General features: G+C 33.0%; 19 protein-coding genes. 18 read left to right on the forward strand and 1 reads right to left on the reverse strand.

What is annotated here, in order from left to right; all coding sequences use genetic code 11:
* Positions 1-159: 159 nt before the first annotated feature.
* The 10 genes from AC3IPI_RS19175 to AC3IPI_RS19220 all read left to right on the forward strand — a co-directional run bounded on the left by AC3IPI_RS19175 (position 160) and on the right by AC3IPI_RS19220 (position 10,289).
* Positions 160-1,029: a nucleoside phosphorylase gene (locus AC3IPI_RS19175; RefSeq protein WP_489154972.1), complete on the forward strand. Its 870-nt coding sequence runs from the start codon at positions 160-162 to the stop codon at positions 1,027-1,029.
* 1 nt (position 1,030) lies between these two features.
* Entirely contained in the window at positions 1,031-1,471 is a 441-nt protein-coding gene (locus AC3IPI_RS19180; RefSeq protein WP_489154974.1) for a DinB family protein, read from the forward strand.
* A 1-nt stretch (position 1,472) separates the two neighbouring features.
* Entirely contained in the window at positions 1,473-1,856 is a 384-nt protein-coding gene (locus AC3IPI_RS19185) for a VOC family protein (RefSeq protein WP_489154976.1), read from the forward strand.
* A 53-nt stretch (positions 1,857-1,909) separates the two neighbouring features.
* A complete protein-coding gene (locus tag AC3IPI_RS19190; protein WP_489154978.1) occupies positions 1,910-2,761 on the forward strand; it encodes a substrate-binding domain-containing protein in 852 nt (283 codons plus the stop codon).
* A gap of 19 nt (positions 2,762-2,780) precedes the next feature.
* Positions 2,781-3,713 (forward strand): transglutaminase-like domain-containing protein, encoded by a 933-nt coding sequence (locus tag AC3IPI_RS19195; protein ID WP_039114143.1) that lies wholly within the window; start codon positions 2,781-2,783, stop codon positions 3,711-3,713.
* 385 nt (positions 3,714-4,098) lie between these two features.
* Positions 4,099-4,662, forward strand: coding sequence for a Crp/Fnr family transcriptional regulator (locus AC3IPI_RS19200; protein WP_039114146.1), 564 nt, complete (start codon positions 4,099-4,101; stop codon positions 4,660-4,662).
* Positions 4,663-4,721: 59 nt separating this feature from the next.
* Positions 4,722-5,492, forward strand: a complete 771-nt coding sequence (gene lpxA / locus AC3IPI_RS19205; protein ID WP_489154981.1) for an acyl-ACP--UDP-N-acetylglucosamine O-acyltransferase — start codon at positions 4,722-4,724, stop codon at positions 5,490-5,492.
* Positions 5,493-5,662: 170 nt separating this feature from the next.
* Positions 5,663-7,630: a thiamine pyrophosphate-binding protein gene (locus tag AC3IPI_RS19210; protein WP_489154983.1), complete on the forward strand. Its 1,968-nt coding sequence runs from the start codon at positions 5,663-5,665 to the stop codon at positions 7,628-7,630.
* Positions 7,631-7,669: 39 nt separating this feature from the next.
* Complete coding sequence (locus tag AC3IPI_RS19215; protein ID WP_052250020.1) at positions 7,670-9,316, forward strand: flavin monoamine oxidase family protein; 1,647 nt, start codon at positions 7,670-7,672, stop codon at positions 9,314-9,316.
* 607 nt (positions 9,317-9,923) lie between these two features.
* Positions 9,924-10,289 carry a hypothetical protein gene (locus AC3IPI_RS19220; RefSeq protein ID WP_039114149.1) on the forward strand — a complete coding sequence of 122 codons (366 nt, stop codon included), beginning with the start codon at positions 9,924-9,926 and terminating at the stop codon, positions 10,287-10,289.
* A gap of 215 nt (positions 10,290-10,504) precedes the next feature.
* Here the strand turns inward: AC3IPI_RS19220 and AC3IPI_RS19225 are convergent, their stop codons facing one another.
* Positions 10,505-11,182 carry a Crp/Fnr family transcriptional regulator gene (locus AC3IPI_RS19225; protein WP_489154986.1) on the reverse strand — a complete coding sequence of 226 codons (678 nt, stop codon included), beginning with the start codon at positions 11,180-11,182 and terminating at the stop codon, positions 10,505-10,507.
* A 287-nt stretch (positions 11,183-11,469) separates the two neighbouring features.
* Here AC3IPI_RS19225 and abc-f point away from each other — a divergent pair, with 287 nt between their 5' ends.
* From abc-f to AC3IPI_RS19265, 8 genes are all read left to right on the forward strand, one after another.
* A complete protein-coding gene (gene abc-f / locus AC3IPI_RS19230; protein ID WP_489154988.1) occupies positions 11,470-13,056 on the forward strand; it encodes a ribosomal protection-like ABC-F family protein in 1,587 nt (528 codons plus the stop codon).
* A gap of 5 nt (positions 13,057-13,061) precedes the next feature.
* Positions 13,062-13,889 (forward strand): helix-turn-helix domain-containing protein, encoded by an 828-nt coding sequence (locus tag AC3IPI_RS19235; RefSeq protein WP_039114152.1) that lies wholly within the window; start codon positions 13,062-13,064, stop codon positions 13,887-13,889.
* A 47-nt stretch (positions 13,890-13,936) separates the two neighbouring features.
* The gene (locus AC3IPI_RS19240) at positions 13,937-15,067 is read left to right on the forward strand and encodes an FAD-dependent oxidoreductase (protein ID WP_039114153.1); all 1,131 of its coding nucleotides are present in this window, start codon (positions 13,937-13,939) and stop codon (positions 15,065-15,067) included.
* A gap of 258 nt (positions 15,068-15,325) precedes the next feature.
* Complete coding sequence (locus tag AC3IPI_RS19245; protein ID WP_489154990.1) at positions 15,326-16,129, forward strand: DUF2314 domain-containing protein; 804 nt, start codon at positions 15,326-15,328, stop codon at positions 16,127-16,129.
* Between the two features lie 2 nt (positions 16,130-16,131).
* Positions 16,132-16,626 carry a GRAM domain-containing protein gene (locus AC3IPI_RS19250; protein ID WP_323489551.1) on the forward strand — a complete coding sequence of 165 codons (495 nt, stop codon included), beginning with the start codon at positions 16,132-16,134 and terminating at the stop codon, positions 16,624-16,626.
* A 26-nt stretch (positions 16,627-16,652) separates the two neighbouring features.
* Positions 16,653-17,216 (forward strand): Crp/Fnr family transcriptional regulator, encoded by a 564-nt coding sequence (locus AC3IPI_RS19255; RefSeq protein ID WP_039118238.1) that lies wholly within the window; start codon positions 16,653-16,655, stop codon positions 17,214-17,216.
* Between the two features lie 73 nt (positions 17,217-17,289).
* Positions 17,290-17,616, forward strand: coding sequence for a DMT family transporter (locus AC3IPI_RS19260; RefSeq protein ID WP_035627059.1), 327 nt, complete (start codon positions 17,290-17,292; stop codon positions 17,614-17,616).
* A 417-nt stretch (positions 17,617-18,033) separates the two neighbouring features.
* Positions 18,034-18,834, forward strand: a complete 801-nt coding sequence (locus AC3IPI_RS19265; RefSeq protein ID WP_489154993.1) for a hypothetical protein — start codon at positions 18,034-18,036, stop codon at positions 18,832-18,834.
* Positions 18,835-18,836: the final 2 nt, after the last annotated feature.

Raw genomic sequence — 18,836 nt, forward strand, 5'->3', positions numbered from 1 at the left:
TATGCGTTTCTACAGAAAACCTTAGAACCTCAGAACCTTTGCCTCTTTGAACCTTAAAAATAAAGACATCCAGCTATGCGCTTCTATAATAAACCTTAGAACCTCAGAACCTTTGTCTCTTTGAACCTTTAAAAACCCTTTGAACCTTAAAAAAAAACAATGATACAATCATCAGAATTAATACTAAATCCAGACGGAAGCGTTTACCATTTAAATCTTCGCCCAGAACATATTGCAAATGACATTATTTTTGTAGGCGATCAAAATCGTGTAGAAAAAATTACTCAGTTTTTTGACAGCATCGAGTTTTCTACACAAAAAAGAGAATTTAAAACTCAAACCGGAACCTATAAAGGAAAAAGAATTACTGTAATGTCTACTGGTATTGGTCCAGATAATATTGATATTGTAGTAAACGAATTAGACGCTTTGGTAAATATTGATTTAGAAACTCGTAAACCAAAAGAAAACCTAACCTCTTTAAATATTATCAGAATTGGAACTTCGGGTTCATTACAAGCAGATATTCCAGTAGATAGTTTTGTAATGTCTACTTTTGGGTTAGGACTTGACAATATGCTACGTTCTTATTTAATCGACGAAGTATCGAATGTTGGCATGGAAGAAGCTTTTATAAACCATACCAATTGGGACATCCGTAAAGGAAAACCATATGTAATTGCTGGTTCAGAGAAACTAGAAAAGCTTATCGAAAGTGACAAAATACACAAAGGAATCACAGCAACTGCAGGAGGTTTTTATGGTCCACAAGGGCGTGTTTTACGTTTAAACATTCAGGACGAAGAATTAAATGCTAAAATGGATAATTTTACTTTTAATGAAAGCCGAATTACAAATCTAGAAATGGAAACTGCTGCTATTTATGGACTTTCGGCACTTTTAGGACATCATGCATTATCACTAAATGCAATTATTGCCAATCGTGCTTCGGGAACTTTTAGCGAAGACCCATACAAAGCTGTAGATGAATTAATTAAATACACGTTAAACAAATTAATTACGAATTAATATGCAAAATGCAATCTATAAGTTTGAAAAATTGCTCCATGAAAATTCAGAATACTTAAGATCTTTAGACAAAGAAACTTTAGAAAAGAAACTTCCTGAAAAATGGTCAAAGAAAGAAATTTTAGGACATCTTGTAGATTCATCCATACATAATTTAGTTCGTTTTACAGAGATAAATTATCTACCAAAGCCGTATCATCACAGGCCATATAACCAGAATGATTTGGTTACCATTAACCAATATCAAACAATGGAAATGGAAGAGTTAATACAGCTTTGGTACTCGATAAATAAGCAAATTATTAGACTTTTTAAATCTGTTGATGAAAAAGCATTCGATTACGAAATTATATTAAGTGATGGTTCTATGATTAACCTCGATTTCTTGATGAAAGATTACGTTGAGCATTTGGAACATCATATTAATCAAATAAAAAAATAGCATGACTTTAAGAGTTGCTCGCCATACAAATGATCTAGGAAAACTAGTAAATTTCTATGTCAATATTTTGGGATTTGAAAGACTAGGAAGTTTTCAGGATCATAACAATTATGATGGAGCTTTTATCGGGAAACCTGATTTAGGCTGGCATTTTGAATTTACAAAATCGCATGATAAAGCCAATCATACTTCAGATGAAGACGATGCCATAGTGCTATATCCAGAAACAATTTTAGAATATAATCGATTAGTAATTAACATTTTAAATAATAACATATCTTTTATAACTGCTAAAAATCCATATTGGAATTTGGATGAAAACGGAAAAATGTTTCTTGATCCAGATGGTTTTCGCATTATAATTTCACCATTAAAGGCTAAATAAATTTTCTAAAATCTAAGTAGTCCAACTAATCTAAAAATCTAAGAAGTCTAAAAATGAAAACTATAAAAATAGCAGGTGTTCCCGAGCATTTTAATTTACCATGGCATTTATGTATTGAAAATGGCGAATTCGAAAACGAGGGAATCGATTTACAATGGACAGATGTTCCTGAAGGAACGGGCAAAATGTGCCAGATGCTTCGCGATGGCGAAACTGATATTGCTGTAATATTAACCGAAGGAATCGTAAAAGATATAGCTGCAGGAAACCCAAGCAAAATTGTGCAAGTATACGTGCAATCACCTTTAATTTGGGGAATACACGTTGCGGCAAAATCAGATTATAAAACCATCGGAGATTTAGAAAACAAAAAAGTAGCAATTTCCCGCTTAGGTTCAGGATCACAATTAATGGCTTACGTAAATGCCAATAATCAAGGTTGGAAAACAGATAACCTACAATTCGAAATCGTAAATACTATCGATGGCGCAGTCGAAGCACTAACAAATAAAACTGCCGATTACTTTATGTGGGAACGTTTCATGACAAAACCATTAGTCGATAAAGGCATTTTCAGACGCATAACCGACTGTCCTACTCCATGGCCATCATTTGTAATTGCAGTGCGTGACGAAGTATTAAAAAAGAATCCAGAGGTAATTGCTTCAATTCTAGAAGTTATAAACGCCACAACCGAAGATTTCAAGTCAATACCTAGCATAGACAGAACTTTAGCCGAATTATTTGAGCAAAAAGTCGAAGATATTCAAGAATGGTTAAAACTTACACAATGGTCACAAAAACCATTAAATGAAAAAACATTTAATAAAATTCAAAATCAATTATTTGAACTGAGTATTATTGATAAAAAAGGTACTTTTGTAGAAACGGTAAAAGTTCTTTAAAAATTGCTTAGGGGGCATTATGATAAAAAATAGAAAAATTGACTTAATAAAACTTAAAAGTAGCCTTCAGGTAAAATCACCTTGGAATCAGGTTATTATTATGCTATTGAGTTTTTTAATCACCCTTCCTACTTTTATCATATTGCACCAAAATTTAATCGACCTCAACTGGCCCTTTAATTTTGATAGAGTATTACTCTTTATATTTGTTCTCGTAGCACTCTATTTTCTCTTAATGCAATTAAAAACGATAATCATTATTTGTATCGTTTTATACCTCATAATCTTGTTTTACGGAACCGCTTTGGGCAATTATGGCTTTAGCGAAGTTGCCGAAGATTACAATTCGATTATCTACACCATGTCTGATAATCCTTATCCTCAGGATATTATTGTTGCCAAACTGCTTCCGTTTCCTAACAAATCTAAGATTATTAATGCCATAGAATATCAAAATCCTAAAGTGAGGAATTTTGCTATAATGGCAACATCCAAGCATTTTAAAAACATCAAAGGATATTCAGATTACAGAACCATAATACAATGTTTTGCTGTTTTTAAAGAAATCAACAGCCGATGGAATTATGTAAATGATCCCAAAGAAGGCGACTATATCGCTACAGCAAGCGAATCCCTAATGTATTTTTCGGGCGATTGCGACGATCATTCTATTTTAATGGCGGCAGCTGTGCGCTCTATTGGCGGCACACCAAGACTTATTCATACCAAAGGGCATATTTACCCCGAAATATTAATTGGGTCAATGATAGACCTCGAAAAAGTAAATTACTTGATTAAAAATGTCCTTTTTGTAAACGAAAGCTACAAGAAAACATTGCACTATCATATCGATGAGCGCGGACAAGTATGGCTAAACCTTGATTATACAGCCAAATATCCTGGAGGACCATTCATGTCCGAAGAAATTCTAGGAGAACTTACACTTAAATAAAACCCTATAGTTTGTCAATTTCGACGTAGGAAACCTGAGCGATTTAACCGCAAAGTTCACAAAGAAATACGCAATGAACGCTAAGTATTTTTTTTTAAATCTTTTAAATCTTTTAATCTGTGGCAAAAAAATTAACCGCAGAGGGCGCAAAATTTCTCTACAATTTTGTCATTTCTATTTAGCGTCTTTACGTGAGATTTTTTTCGGAACAGGAGAAGAATAAGGAGCTATTTCCAGCTCTCCACTCTATCTTTTCTTTGTTAAAGAAACAAAGAAAAGGATGCCGTTGCTATCTGGGCTAGAGATTTTATGGAAATATCAGTTTAAATAGTATTTTAGTGTGCTAGAAATTACCTGGAAGATGATTCCTAAAACTTCGTAAAAAATGACCGAACTAATTGCATTTATAAATACGCTACAAGAATTAGATTTCGAAACCGAACAAGCTATCAAAAAATGCTTTGTCAAGGAAACCTATGCTAAAAATGAGTTTATCGTTGAAGAAGGAAAAATATGTTCAAAAATCAGTTACATAAAATCAGGATTAGTCCGTAGGTTCTATCTTGATGATGGTGAAGAAATAACTAAATGGATTTATACCAACGACCAGTTCGTTACATCATTAAGTAGTTTTTTTGAACAAAAACCATCATTCGAAATCTTTCAAGCCTGCGAAGAAACTATACTATATTCCTTATCTTATACTGATGAGCAACTTTTATTAGAGTACCCATTATTTGCAAAATTTCATATAAAACTACTAAGGCTATATCTTTCTAAACTTAATGAATTCCATCATTCATATAAACTAATGAGTGCTCAGGAAAAATATATGTACTTACTTCATTCATTTCCTTCCATCATAAAAAAAGCAAAATTAAAACATATTGCTTCCCTTATCAATGTAAGTCCAGAAACCTTAAGCCGAATAAGAGCTTCAATTAATTGATATTACATCAATCAAAATCATTTATATTTTTTCAACATTTGCCAACTAATAAAGCAAAAGTGAAAAATACAATAATAGGAAAGAAAGCCAATATTGGGAAAAATGTTCATATAGGAAATTTTACTACTATAGAAAGTGACGTCATAATTGGCAATAATACTTGGATTGCTAATAATGTAAGTATCTTAAATGGCTCAAGAATTGGCGAAAATTGCCAAATACATTCGGGAGCAGTGTTGGCAGGAATGCCACAAGATTTAAAATATAATGGAGAAAATACAACACTCGAAATCGGAAATAACAATATTATACGAGAATTTGTAACCATTAATAAAGGAACAATATCCAAACAAAAAACTATAATTGGAGATAATAATTTATTGATGTCTAATGCACATATTGGTCATGATAGCCTGATTGGAGATAATTGTATTATAGGATTTAGTGTTGGGATGGCTGGAGAGGTAATTGTAGGCAATTGGGCTAATATTAGTGGATTAACTGCAATACATCAATTTTCAATTATTGGTGAACACAGCATGATTAGTGGCATGAGTCGCATTGTAAAAGATATCCCTCCATACATAATGGTAGCTCGAGAACCACTGAGTTATGTGGGTATAAATACTGTAGGTTTAAAAAGGAGAGGATTTGAAACCGAAAAATTAAATGAACTCAAAGAAATATATCGTATTATTTTTCAAGAAAAGAAAAATACAACCCTTGCTTTAGAATTAATTGAAAACCACTTTAAACAAACTGTAGAACGCGATAAAATCATACACTTTATAAAACAATCAGCTAGAGGAATTATAAAAGGTAATATCTAATAAAATTTCGAAATACAACATTAACTTCTATTCTTTACATTAAAAACACTTCCTTTTTTATTTCAAAAATATTAAAACAACTAATTGTAAAACACGTATTTATACTCAATTTTCTGTAAAACCTTGTTTCTATCTTTGATTTAGTAACCTACGCTAAAAATCAAAAAGAAATGAAAAAAGACGCTATTGCCCCACCTACGCGATGGACCAGAGATTATTTATTTGATATTCTCAAAGATTTAGGAATCCATTACATATTTGGTGTTCCCGGTACCAACGAAATTCCACTAATAGACGGAACCTCTTACCCCGAAAATGGAGTTAAGTATATAGAATGTTTACACGAAAATATTGCTATTGGAGCTGCAATGGGCTCAGCCCGAATGACAGGTAAGCCAGGAGTACTTATAGTGCATGTAACACCAGGAATTGCCCACAGTATTGGTAATCTTTTTAACGCTCATCGATCGCAAATGCCATTGGTAGTACTTTGTTGTCAGCAACAGAATGAGCTGGTAACACAAGAACCATTACTAGCATCAAACTTAGTAGATCTAGCCAAACAATACACAAAATGGGCGCATGAAGTACGCACAGCCGAAGAAATGCCACTTGTATTACAAAGAGCCTTTAAAGAAGCTATGGCACCGCCAAATGGTCCAGTATTTATCTCTATACCATGGGAATTTACAATGGTAGCCATCGAGGAAAATCAAAAAATAAAAGGAGTTACCCGTATTTCTCCACACTTTACAGGAGATGATGAGTCTATTAAAGAAACTGCTAATTTATTGGCTACAGCCAAAAACCCACTTATTGTAGCTGGCGATGCAGTAGGATATGCCGATGCCTGGAAAGAAATTCAAGACCTAGCCGAATTAATTGGTGCACCTGTAGTTTTACAATCATTTAGTAGTGTAGCAAACTTCCCAAACAATGACTATCACTGGCAAGGAGAATTAGCAGGAAGCCAAGCAGGAGTTCAAGCTGCTTTTAAAGACCATGACGTTGCTTTTTTAATCGGTTTTGGAGCTCAGGCACAAGTAGCAGTATTCAAATATTCAGATGGACCGCTTATACCAGAACAGGTAAAACTAGCCTATCTTACAAACAACACTTGGGATATAGCTAAGAATTTTTATGGTGAAACAGCCATTTTAGGAGATATTAAAGCCACGTTACCCATACTAAACAATTATATCTCCCCGCAAAGACCTAAAGAAGCCGATGCAAGAAATCAAAAACTCAAGGCCTTAGATCTTGTTCGTGCACAAAAATGGGATCTGTATCATGAAAAAGCTATGAATGAGCCAGATATCTGGGCAGTTGTTATAGCCAAAGCATTAAAAGAAGCTATAGAAGATCGCAACTTAGCCGATAATTTTGTCTATGTACACGAAGCTGTATCAGATGGAGCTCCATTTCAGTATTATCTACCTTTTGGAACCAAAGGAGCAAAACCTATTAGTTATTATTGTGTCGCAGGAGGCTCACTAGGATGGTCAATGCCAGCATCATTAGGAATTAAACTAGAAGACAAAACTTCACAAGGAATTGGTACTAAATTAGTCATTAATGCCATTGGCGATGGATCATCTTTATTCTATCCGCAAACATGGTGGACAGCAGCGCACGAAAAATTACCAATCTTATATATCATTACCAATAATCACGAATACCATACATTACAGTTAGGCTTACAACAAGTAGTTGCTGCCTATGGTAAAGCTCCCGGATATGGATGGAACCCTAAAACTATGGATCCCTCTTATTTGCGATTAGAAAGACCAAAAATGGATTTTGTAAATCTGGCAAAAGCTTTTGGTGGAGAACATGGAGAAGTTGTTCTTACTCCCGCTACAGTAAAAGAAGCTGTCGAAAGAGGAATAAACCATGTTTTAAACAATAATACCTCTTATATACTAGATATGCGTATTGCATCGGATACACCGCCAATACAAATAAAATCTAATGATGCAACCTTTTTGGTCGATAAACGATATGCGTTACAACCAACCTTAAATATATCTCTGGAAGATTCATTAAGAGGGAATTCATTAAACATGAAAGCATCTTTAAAAAACACTGACCTTCTAGAAAACGAAAGTACAATACTTAATTTACCATCACTCTTTTAAAGAAATAATCGTTGTAAAACAACATAAATATATAACAAAATGGAAAACGAAAAAATTGATATCGCCATAGTTGGTGGAGGTGTTTCGGGCGTATACAGCGCATGGAAACTTAAAACAAAATATCCAAACAAAAAGATTGTTCTTTTTGAAGGAGGAGATCATATTGGAGGGCGTTTATTATCTGTAATCCCCCCAGGAATTCCTAATATGGTAGCAGAGTTAGGCGGAATGAGAATTCTTGAAAACACACAACATTTAATTGTAAAATTAATAGATGATATTAATGCAAAATTATCTCAGGAGGATCAAATCAAGTTATATGATTTCCCAGTAGATCAGCCACAAAACATCGCTTATTTGCGTGGAGAGCACCTGCGTTTATCTGATTTTACAAGCGAACCAGACAAAGTACCTTATAAATTATCCTTTTTAGAAAAAGGCAATACTTCTGGAGCCATAATTGTAAATGCAATCGAACAATTGGTTCCGGGCATAACAAATACGGAATTGACGGAAAAAGAGCGTTTAAAAATGTGTCAGGAAGCTACTTTTGAAGGAGAGCCATTATACAAATTAGGTTTTTGGAATCTGCTCTATCGCGTAATTAGCGGTGAAGCATATCAATTTAGTATCGATTCCGGAGGATATAACTCAACATTAGTCAATTGGAATGCTGCTGATGCAATCCCGTGGTACCTCTCAGATTTTGGTATTAAACCTGTATATAAAGGATTTAAAAATGGATTCCAACAAGTTCCGATTTCATTAGCAAACTTCTTCGAAGCAGATGGAGGCGAAATAAGATTAGACTCAAAACTCGAAGGATTTGAGTCTAAAAATAATTTATTTGAACTTACTGTTAATGGCGAAATAATCGAGGCGACACAATTAATATTAGCAATGCCACGTCGTTCGCTAGACTTATTAACCAATACTTCGCCTAGATTACAGGAAATTCAATCCCTTATAAGCAGTGTAACACCACGACCATTATTTAAAATATTTACGACCTATACAAGTCCTTGGTGGAGAAATGCAGGATATAATGATTCTGAAGGAGAATATGTTCCATTACAATCCGGAAGAACCGTTACCGATTTACCAATAAGACAAACTTATTATTGGCCATTAAATAATGGACATCCTTCAGTAAGTGGAGAATCAATGCTATTAGCAAGTTATGATGATGGTTCGAATATCGGGTTCTGGGATGGACTTAGACCTCAACGTAAAAAAGCATGGAAAAAAGGCATCTCACATGCCGAACTTCTGGACGATCCGTTTATTGGGGAATATTCAGAAACAGAATCTCTTTTAAGCAAAGCTTTAAATCAAACCTGGCATCAATATCAGGCTCCGCGCAAAATGGTCGAAGAATTAAGCCGTCAGTTAAAACAAATACATGATGTCGATTATGCACCAGCAGTTAAGAACGCATCGTTCCGTGACTGGGGAGAAGACCCATTTGGAGGAGGTTGGAATAGTTGGAATATTGGAGTAAAAAGCTGGGAAGTAAAAGAAAAAATTATCCACCCGATAGACAACTGTTCTTTATATATATGTGGAGAAGCTTATTCTGATGGACAAGGCTGGGTTGAAGGAGCATTACAAACTGCAGACATGATGCTAACAAAATTCATTGCTGTAGAAAGTAAAACCCCAGTACAACAAGAAGCTACTCTATAAAGCTAAACAATTAATTTTGCCCCCCTTTTTATACTCAAAAAAGCTCAATTCAGTTGAATTGGGCTTTTTTTTTATTAAGGTTCAAAGTTGCAATCACGAAGCTTCGGGACTGAGGTACAAAGGCTCTGAAAAGCTTTGTGGACTTTGCGTAAAACCTTGCGTCCTCTGCGGTTATTTGTATCCAAATATCCTCAAACTTGTCACCCTGAAGCAGGAAGGGTCTCCGTAAATAACTCAATTATCCAATGAAACAATTCAAGAAAAAAAATGAGCCTTTACTCTATTTAACATGAGAGTATTTACTCTGTGTTATATGCTAACTTATTATCATCTAAATCAAATACTGTTCTTCTTTTTGTCGAGCTACTAGCGGAGACCCTTCCTGAGTCAGGGTGACAAGATTATGCATGTATTGTGGCAAAATCTTACCTTATGTTTTTGTTTTCTTTTTTCAACCTTAGTACCTCAGAACCTTTGTTCCTTTGAACCTAGAAAATACTAATCCTCTAACAAACAGATATTTTAGTCTAAAAAAAACTATTTTAGCTATTTGATTGAATATTATTTTTTTGTAACTTTTCATGTTTAACTTTTAATCAAAAAAACTATGAAAAAATCTACACTGCTTATCTTCGGGATTGCCTTATTATCAATATTAATGATTTCATGTCATAAAGGAAGAAATACACTCGTTAATTCCTGGAAAGTTACCAATGTAGAGGTCAAAAAACCACTTACAGATTCAATCAAAAACATAATACTCACTAAAGGAAATCTTACGTTTACAAAAGATGGAAAAGTAACCGGGTATTTAGATTCAGAATTAAATGGAACATTTGCTCTATACAAAGCAGGAAAAAGTTTAATTATTAAAGATGAAGTAGGTACTCCCTACCCTTTTGTAAGTACTATAGAAAAAGATCAATTAATATTAGATGGTGAAGAAATGAAACTAACATTAGACAAGAAATAAACCTAGAACTTATCTAATGCTTTCAACCTAAAAAAAACATAATTCTTTAAGCTCCTTATTCATTTTAAGGAGCTTTTTTATTTCAAACAAAACATAAAAATTTACAATTTTATTACGCTGTACAAAATGCAATCGATATTGCTTTAATAAATAATATAAAGCTACAATACACTTTCAAATCAAAATATCTACTAAATTAATCGTCAAACAAATAACTATAATTTAGTAATATCCTGTATGTAAATTTCTTTTCGGTTATAAACAAGAATCTGATTAGTTTCTAATTCATTAATCAGTTGTGTGGCTGTTTGCCTTGAAGTACAAATAATTTGAGCAATATCATTTTGAGTTAGATAATTCTCTATTCTAACTGAGTTTCCAGACTGAACACCTTCTTTTGCTGCCCAATCTTTTAGAAACTGAATCATTCTGGTTCTCGCATCCTTAGAGATCAGATTAGAATAACTGTTTTTGATACGTTTCATTTTTAGCCCGACAAATTTAGTGTAAGACAGCGCCAAAGCAGGATTTCGCAATAATAAGTCTTCAAAATCTGACATCAAAAAACTACATATTGTAACATCGTCAGAGAGTACTTTGGCATATTCATTTGTCTGTTCATCAGTTTCGAGAGTTAATTCTCCAAATAAATCTCCTTTCTGGATAATATCCTTTATATTTTCATTGCCTCCTTCATCAACAGAAACAATTTTGATATTCCCTTTTTTCAACAAAAAGATACGAGGCACATCAGAAGAAGAAAAATAAATAATTTCTCCTTTGTTTGCTTTTTTAAAACCAGTAATAATACATAATTGTTTTATTTGTCTAAAACTCAATGTTTCAAACAATTTGTGATCACGCAAATACCAATACTTTAATTCCTCATACATATACATAAAATCTATTGTTGTAAATATAACTTATTTTTATCCTTTTTATAGCTGAGATATTGAATTATATAGCTTTGTTATCCTTTTTCTTAAAATAATAGAAGAAAAAAATGACAGCAGAATTATCTCCAAAATCATATTATATGCCTTATTAAACAAAAAAATGTATCTTTGTAATCTCAAAATTAAAGCAACACTATATGTGAAAAATAATTTCTTTCGGACAATCAAGAAGGTAGACTCCAAATCGAGTCTGCTTAATTTATTCATCTCAAAAGAAAGAAATTATGCTTATTCTACAAAACATTTCATATACACATCCCAACAAGGAATTGTTATTTGACACTATTAGCTTTACTGTCAACACTAACGAAAAAATCGCCTTAATAGGCAACAATGGCACAGGAAAATCGACTTTGCTTAAAATCATTGCAGGCAAATTACAACCCTCAAACGGGCAAGTAAGATGCGGCTCTGAACCTTATTATATACCACAAATATTTGGTCAGTATAATGATCTTACAATTGCTCAGGCATTACAAATTGAGGAAAAACTAACCGCTCTAAAAGAGATTCTGGAAGGAAACGTATCCGAGAATAATCTTAACGCATTAAATGATGATTGGACAATCGAGGAACGCTGCAACAATGCCTTAAAATATTGGCAATTAACAGACTTAGATTTATCACAAAAAATAGAAACTTTAAGCGGCGGACAAAAAACAAAGGTTTTCCTTGCTGGTATTTCTATTCATCAGCCAGAATTAGTTCTGTTAGACGAACCCAGTAATCATCTTGATATAGCTGCCAGACAATTATTGTATGATTTTATTCAGTCTACATCGAGCGCTTTAATTGTAGTAAGTCACGACCGAAAATTATTAAATCTTTTAAACACCGTTTTCGAACTAAGTAAGCGAGGTATTAGTGTTTATGGTGGTAATTATGATTTTTATGCTGAGCAAAAGCAAATAGAACAAAACGCCCTAAATCAGGATTTACATAGCAAAGAAAAAGCATTGCGAAAGGCCAAAGAAAAAGAACGTGAAACGCTGGAACGCCAACAAAAACTAGATGCTCGTGGCAAAAAGAAACAGGAAAAAGCTGGTGTAGCCCGAATAATGATAAATACCTTAAGAAATAATGCTGAGAATAGTACCTCGAAAATAAAAGGAATGCACGCCGAAAAGATTGACGGTATCTCACATGAACTGCAAGAATTACGTTCGGCTTTGCCAGATATTGACAAAATGAAATTTGGTTTTGATAATTCGTCATTACACAAAGGCAAAATTCTATTTAATGCCAAAGGCATTAATTATAGTTATGATAATGGGTTTATTTGGAAGCAAAACCTAAATATTCAGATTACTAGTGGCGAACGCATTGCATTAAAAGGATCTAATGGTTCAGGAAAAACCACTTTGATAAAATTAATACTGGGGAAATTAGAACCAAAAACAGGTACATTATCCCGAGCAGAAAATACGTCAGTTTATATAGATCAGGATTATTCGCTTATAGACAATCAGCTTAAAATATACGAACAAGCACAACAATTTAATACAACGGCATTACAAGAGCATGAAATCAAGATGAGGCTTAACCGTTTCTTATTTACCAAAGAAGATTGGGATAAACCTTGCAATGTATTAAGTGGTGGAGAAAAAATGCGTTTGATGCTTTGTTGTCTAACAATAAGCAATCAGTCGCCAGATAGTATAATCCTCGACGAACCGACAAATAACCTTGATATTCAGAACATCGAGATCCTAACTGCAGCAATTAATGAGTTTAAAGGAACATTAATCGTTATATCACACGACGAATACTTTTTGGAACAAATAAATATTGAGCGAACAATTTTATTGTAAAATATATGGAATCTTTAAAAGTACAACATCAAGAATTTGAATCTCCTACAGAATTGCTCGCTGCCATAAAATGTTTTTGGTATGACAAAAGAAATTTAGGAGAATTAGAAACTAGTTTTGAAGTAGTTCCAGATGGTTATGCCGAAATAATTTTCTATTTCGGCAGCACCTGCAGCATATCTTATAATGGAAGTTTACAGCCACTCCCGTCACCTTTTTTGATAGGATTACTTAATAAACCGGTTCTTTTTTATGCCAAAGATTGTTTAGAAATTATTGGTATAAGATGTTATCCCTGGACAGTATTTGATTTACTAGGATTATCCTCTGGAAAAAACGGAGTTCAAGCATTTGAACATCCTATTAATCAACTTCAATCAGTATTAAAAGATTTAGTACTTAGTAATAAAATTGATGGCGCCATAACTCTGGTAAAGCAATACTTTCTGAATGCACAATCGCAAATCCCTACTAACAGTATGTTATACAAAGCTGGAGTTGCTATGAATAAAGCAAACGGTTCTATACCCGTAAGTCAGGTTGCCGAAGCTGCACATGCAACAGTTCGTACTTTAGAAAGAAAGTTTAAACAATCCTCTGGTTATAGTGTAAAAGACGTATCAGGACTCATGCGGTTTGAGCAAGTACGAAACCAATTATGGGACAATCCAAATTCGAATATTGCCAGTTTAGCTCATGAATTTGGCTACACCGATCAATCTCATCTAAGTAAAGAATTTAAGCGCTATAGTGGCACTACACCAGCGGCATTTGCACGAAAGGCAAAGAAAGAAACCTTAAGTAATGATTTTGTCGCGTTTATACAATCCTAACCTACTAACATTATTGAATTTTGTATGATAATTAATAATACAAAATCATGTTACTTAAAAATAAAAAAATAGCCATTATAGGTGCAGGACCAGTCGGTCTTACCATGGCAAGATTATTACAGCAAGAAGGAATAGATGTAACTGTTTACGAAAGAGACAAAGACGCACAAACAAGGATTTCTGGCGGAACACTCGACCTGCATAAAGGTTCTGGCCAAGAAGCAATGAAAAAAGCAGGATTGCTCGAAAAGTATTATGCAATGGGAACACCCATGGGAAGAACCGTTGCTAACGAGCAAGCCAAAGTGCTATTCTCTAACAAACCTACTGCCAAAAACAGAAATGATAATCCTGAGATAAACAGAAATGATTTAAGAAAATTGCTACTAGATAGTTTAGCAAATGATACCTTAATTTGGGACAGAAAATTTACTGATATTAAAGAAGAAAACGGAAAATGGCTTTTACAATTTGAAAATGAAAAAGATGTAATCGCAGATTTTGTTATTGGTGCCAATGGCGGAATGTCTAAAGCGAGAAAACATGTAACAGATGCCCAAATAGAATACACAGGAACGCTTATTATACAAGGTGATGTTTCTGAGCCAGAAATTACCTGTAACGAGTTCTACAAATTATGCAATGATAATATACTAATGATTGCAGCCGAAGGTAATTCGCTAGTAGCAAACCCTAAGAATGGTAATATATTAAGCTACAATGTAATTTTTAAAACACCTGAAAATTGGAATCCAGAAACTGGATTAAACCCCGAAGATACCGAAAGTGTAAGAACATACCTTATCGATAAATTTGCCCATTGGCATGACAGTTATAAACAATTATTTAGCGCTACATCGTCTTTTATTTTATGGCCAACGAGAAGAATACCTTTAGAAAAACCTTGGAAAAATAACCGCTCATTGCCTATCACACTTATTGGCGATGCTGCACATATAATGCCTCCTTTTGCTGGTCAAGGCGCAAATACAGGATTATTAGACGCATTAATTTTATCTGATAATCTGACTAATGGAAAATTTGAAACCATAGAAGCAGCAATCAATGATTATGAACAAAAAATGATGATTTATGCAACCGAAGCGCAACAAGAAACAAGCCAGAACGAAATAGCCATGCATGGTTCAGACTTTTCATTCCTGAAATTCTATGAATAAATCTCATTCAATCCAATAATAAATGTACTAGTTCCAATAAAAAAATTAAATCTTCTTGCCTTCTAATTGCAATCTATAAAATTAAGCTCCTTAAGAAATTAGGGAGTTTTTTTATGTCAAAAACGTGGTATTAGTCAAAAAATCGCTTGTTATTAATTATAAAATAATCATATATTAGCAATACAAAAATTACATTTTAATACAAACTCAAACTAAATTGAGTTTACTTATTTTATTAATAATCTAATATTCAAACAAATGCAAAACCAAGAAATATTCTTTGCCAAAGGAGATAGTCCAAAAATGATAGAAGCTTTTAAAAATGCTCAAGAAACATTTAAATATTTTTGGAGAGAATTATCTTGGGAATACCGCCGAATTGTACCTGCATTAACCGTAGCGTGCGTAAAAGTAGCCTTCTCTCAAGATGTAGAAGGAAATGAACATCCTATTGTAGAACATATGTGGATTAACGATGTCTCATTTGATGGTGAACAAATAAAGGGTGTTTTAATAAATGATCCAAACGAGTTAACAAACATCGAGAACGGAGATGAAGTTGTAGTTCCTTTAAACCAAATTAGCGATTGGTTATTTGCAATTCAAGGTAGTTCGCCAAAAGGGCTTTCAAAACTATTCTCATCGCCTCAACCTAGAGCATATGGAGGATTTACTATTCAGGCAATACGCTCAGAAATGACAAATCAGGAAAGAAAAGATCATGATAAAGCCTGGGGATTAGATTTTGGAGATTACAATGAAGTGCTTCTTGTTAACGAGCAAAAAGAAAAGCCGGAAAACCTTATAGAACATCCTATGAGCAAAAACATGAAAGAAAAACTCCAGGATTTCTTAAAGCAAAATCCTGACGAAATTACTTATCAGGATGAAGAAGGATTCTCATTATTACATACTGAAACCGTTGCTGGAAATTTAACTTCTATAACTCTTTTATTAGAGTCTGGTGTAGATAAAAACATGAAAACAACTCAAGGTAAAACAGCATTAGACATTGCCAAACAATTAAACTGGGAGCATATTATTCCTGTTCTTAGTAATTAAATATGAAAAGATTTAAATATTCGATTGTTTTAGGATTAGTAACAAGCCTTCTTCTAAGTTTATACATAACCCTTACAGAAGACTTTAGTAATGATGTACTTATTGTATGTGCTATTTTTGTTTTTATTATGATGACTTTAATGTCTTATTTTAAAATGTTTGCACATATAACAAATCAAGAAGTAAAATTTCAACAACTAAAAAACGTAGCATATTCAGGACGTGCAAATCATTATAAAGATGGAGTAACAGTTGGTGGGAATCTTTATCTAACAGATAATCAACTTATTTTTCAAACCAACATGCTAAACTTTATTCAAAAGCATGAAACTGCAATTGATATTAAAAATATAACCGAAACCCATTTTGAAAAAACATTAGGAATCGTTAATAACGGATTATCTATAATCACTTCTAATGGCATGAATGAACGATTTGTTGTAACAAACAGAGAAATTTGGAAAAATGAGATCGAAAAAGCCATAAAAAACAATTAAACAATATCCCAGAATAACACCCCTAAATGAACAGTAACCTTATTTTTGATCAAATATCTAAACTGCCAGAAAGCTCCAGAAAAACCTTGGAGGAAAACATTACTTTGGTTAGTTTCCCCAAAGGACATATTTTATTAAAAGCAGGTAAAATCGAATCAAATATCTATTTTATAAAAAAGGGAATTGTAAGAGCTTATGTAAACCAGAATGACAGCGATGTTACTTTTTGGTTTGGAAAAGAAGGAGAAACAATTCTCTCGATGAAAAGCTATGTAGAAAACCAAAAAGGCTATGAAGATATCGAACTTCTGGAAGACTGTGATCTGTATGAATTAAATACAATCAATTTGCAAAGATTGTTTGAAGAAGATATACATATTGCAAATTGGGGAAGAAAATTTGCCGAAAAAGAACTCATAAAAACAGAAGAAAGATTAATCTCCAGACAATTTAAAACAGCGTCTGAAAGATATAACGAACTAATAACCAATAACCCTGATTTAATCAAGAGAGTACAACTTGGTCATATTGCCTCCTATCTCGGGATTACCCAAGTAAGTTTAAGCCGAATACGAGCCGAAATAAAATAAATTCATTTTTTATCATTTGTTAAATTTTAATTGAATCCGCTAGAGGATCTTTGCCTTATTAAAATTTAAAAATATGAATTGGATTCTTTTGATTATTGCAGGATTATTTGAGGTGGCGTTTGCTTCGTGCTTGGGGAAAGCTAAAGAAGCAACAGGAAATGATGTTTATTTATGGTATGGAGGATTCTTGGCATCACTTATTATAAGTATGTTGCTTCTTATCAAGAGTACACAAACATTACCTATTGGGACTGCTTATGCTGTATGGACAGGAATTGGAGCTGTTGGAACAGTTTTGGTCGGTATTTTTGTGTTTAAAGATCCAACAAACTTCTGGAGATTGTTCTTTATTGCAACATTGGTTGGTTCAATCATCGGATTAAAATCAGTTTCACATTAATGAAACTTGTAGTAAAAAAAATGCAACTTAATTTAAGTAAAATTAAGTTGCATTTAAAATATGTCCCATTCCTGATTCCCTTCTTTTTATTCCTAAAAACGTTTCTTGCGTTTATCCTCTTCTCACTTATTTTTATTTTTTGTCAGTCCATAAGATATTGCATACGCATTCCTAAATCTTTAGGATACTAGCTCCACTCCTATTCTTTATTGTAATTACTTCCTTAATTTATCATTATTTCGTACATTATTTGTACTAAAAATAGTGCTATATTAGCCTACGAAAAGGGTATTTATGATACAAAGTCTACCAGAACCAGACTTTGCAAACCTTTCTTATAGCTTATATAAGAAGGTGTTTTAAAACACTTTGTTAAAAAAATAAGGCAATTTAAAATTACAATAACACTAAATATTTATGCTTGATCTTTCTGGACACAACAATCAAAAAAAAGATATTGTTTTTGAAAAATTTAGAGAACAACTTGAACAAAGTGGTCTAAAAATCGATTCAATTGACAACGAAAATCTCATTCATATTAATATTGACGGAAATAATTTAGAAATAAGTTTGGAAAACGTAAGACGAAATTACGAAAGAGATTCCGACGAAAGTCATATAACAGATTTGGTTCAAACTATACTATCCTATCCAGCTGACGTTCCAAATTGGGAGGATTCAAAAAATAATGTCTACATCCAGCTATTTCCAAATGATTTTGATTTCAATAACTTAATTTCTGAAAAAGTTACAGATGAATTTAGTAAGATTTATGCAGTAAGCGAAAAAGAAAAACTAACTTGGATTTCTACAGATAATTTAAAAAAGTGGAAAATAACCGAGCTAGATTTAATTAAACAAGCTGATTTAAACGCTAATGAACTACTAGCAAAAACGAAGATAGATTTTGAAATAATAGAAGACAGGAAACTTGGTATGATCGAAGTTGAAAAAACATTTCTGAAAAGTTCACTCCTATTTGCCTCAAAAATAAAAGAAAAATTGAAAGCCCATATTGGATTTCCATTTTACGCAGTAATCCCGGTAAGAGATTTTTGTTATATTTTTTCTGAAAAAGATTTTGATTTCTTCGCTAATAGAATAGGAACAACTGTAGTCAAAGAATATCAGAATTCAGGTTATCCAATTACAACAGAAATATTGTTTATTTCGGAAAACGGAATAACAGCAGTTGGAAAATATCCAACCGAAAAATAAAG

It is taken from the genome of Flavobacterium sp. GL_143, from assembly GCF_057834355.1.

What these genes read in the sequence shown, in the direction of transcription:
- AC3IPI_RS19175 (WP_489154972.1), top strand. Translation starts at nt 160, where the DNA reads ATGATACAATCATCAGAATTAATACTAAATCCAGACGGAAGCGTTTAC.
- AC3IPI_RS19180 (WP_489154974.1), top strand. Translation starts at nt 1,031, where the DNA reads ATGCAAAATGCAATCTATAAGTTTGAAAAATTGCTCCATGAAAATTCA.
- AC3IPI_RS19185 (WP_489154976.1), top strand. Translation starts at nt 1,473, where the DNA reads ATGACTTTAAGAGTTGCTCGCCATACAAATGATCTAGGAAAACTAGTA.
- AC3IPI_RS19190 (WP_489154978.1), top strand. Translation starts at nt 1,910, where the DNA reads ATGAAAACTATAAAAATAGCAGGTGTTCCCGAGCATTTTAATTTACCA.
- AC3IPI_RS19195 (WP_039114143.1), top strand. Translation starts at nt 2,781, where the DNA reads ATGATAAAAAATAGAAAAATTGACTTAATAAAACTTAAAAGTAGCCTT.
- AC3IPI_RS19200 (WP_039114146.1), top strand. Translation starts at nt 4,099, where the DNA reads ATGACCGAACTAATTGCATTTATAAATACGCTACAAGAATTAGATTTC.
- AC3IPI_RS19210 (WP_489154983.1), top strand. Translation starts at nt 5,663, where the DNA reads ATGAAAAAAGACGCTATTGCCCCACCTACGCGATGGACCAGAGATTAT.
- AC3IPI_RS19215 (WP_052250020.1), top strand. Translation starts at nt 7,670, where the DNA reads ATGGAAAACGAAAAAATTGATATCGCCATAGTTGGTGGAGGTGTTTCG.
- AC3IPI_RS19220 (WP_039114149.1), top strand. Translation starts at nt 9,924, where the DNA reads ATGAAAAAATCTACACTGCTTATCTTCGGGATTGCCTTATTATCAATA.
- AC3IPI_RS19225 (WP_489154986.1), bottom strand. Translation starts at nt 11,182, where the DNA reads ATGTATGAGGAATTAAAGTATTGGTATTTGCGTGATCACAAATTGTTT.
- abc-f (WP_489154988.1), top strand. Translation starts at nt 11,470, where the DNA reads ATGCTTATTCTACAAAACATTTCATATACACATCCCAACAAGGAATTG.
- AC3IPI_RS19235 (WP_039114152.1), top strand. Translation starts at nt 13,062, where the DNA reads ATGGAATCTTTAAAAGTACAACATCAAGAATTTGAATCTCCTACAGAA.
- AC3IPI_RS19240 (WP_039114153.1), top strand. Translation starts at nt 13,937, where the DNA reads ATGTTACTTAAAAATAAAAAAATAGCCATTATAGGTGCAGGACCAGTC.
- AC3IPI_RS19245 (WP_489154990.1), top strand. Translation starts at nt 15,326, where the DNA reads ATGCAAAACCAAGAAATATTCTTTGCCAAAGGAGATAGTCCAAAAATG.
- AC3IPI_RS19250 (WP_323489551.1), top strand. Translation starts at nt 16,132, where the DNA reads ATGAAAAGATTTAAATATTCGATTGTTTTAGGATTAGTAACAAGCCTT.
- AC3IPI_RS19255 (WP_039118238.1), top strand. Translation starts at nt 16,653, where the DNA reads ATGAACAGTAACCTTATTTTTGATCAAATATCTAAACTGCCAGAAAGC.
- AC3IPI_RS19260 (WP_035627059.1), top strand. Translation starts at nt 17,290, where the DNA reads ATGAATTGGATTCTTTTGATTATTGCAGGATTATTTGAGGTGGCGTTT.
- AC3IPI_RS19265 (WP_489154993.1), top strand. Translation starts at nt 18,034, where the DNA reads ATGCTTGATCTTTCTGGACACAACAATCAAAAAAAAGATATTGTTTTT.